This is a genomic window from Thauera phenylacetica B4P (assembly GCF_000310225.1).
GTDB classification, from domain to species: Bacteria; Pseudomonadota; Gammaproteobacteria; order Burkholderiales; family Rhodocyclaceae; genus Thauera; species Thauera phenylacetica.
In genome coordinates, this window is record NZ_AMXF01000645.1 from 1 (window position 1) to 311 (window position 311).

Below are 311 nucleotides of genomic sequence, written 5' to 3' on the forward strand. Positions count from 1 at the left end.
CGGCGGCGGCCTGGGCTGCCGGGGGGGCGGCCTGCGGCGTGCGCAGGTCGGGCATGCGCAGCGCGGTGCCCGCGGGCAGGACGCGGGTGAGTGCCGCGGCGTCGCTGAAGAGCTTCGGGTTTGCCGCGGCGGTGGCCTCGATGAAGCGGGCCTGCGCGCCGTTGTCGTCCGGATACAGGGACGCGGCGAGGGTGAAGAGCGACTCGTCGCCGGTGGTGCTGAGGGTGCGCGCGCGCGGTCTGGGCGCGGGTGCGGGCTTGGCTGGAGGGGCCGGTCGCGCCGGCCGCGCGGCCGGCGCACGTGCGGCGGGG

1 protein-coding gene is annotated in these 311 nt (G+C 79.4%); it reads right to left on the reverse strand.

The window, feature by feature from the left end; genetic code table 11:
* Window positions 1-311 (reverse strand): tail protein X (locus tag C667_RS24100; RefSeq protein ID WP_004393668.1); only part of this gene is annotated, 311 nt, incomplete at both ends.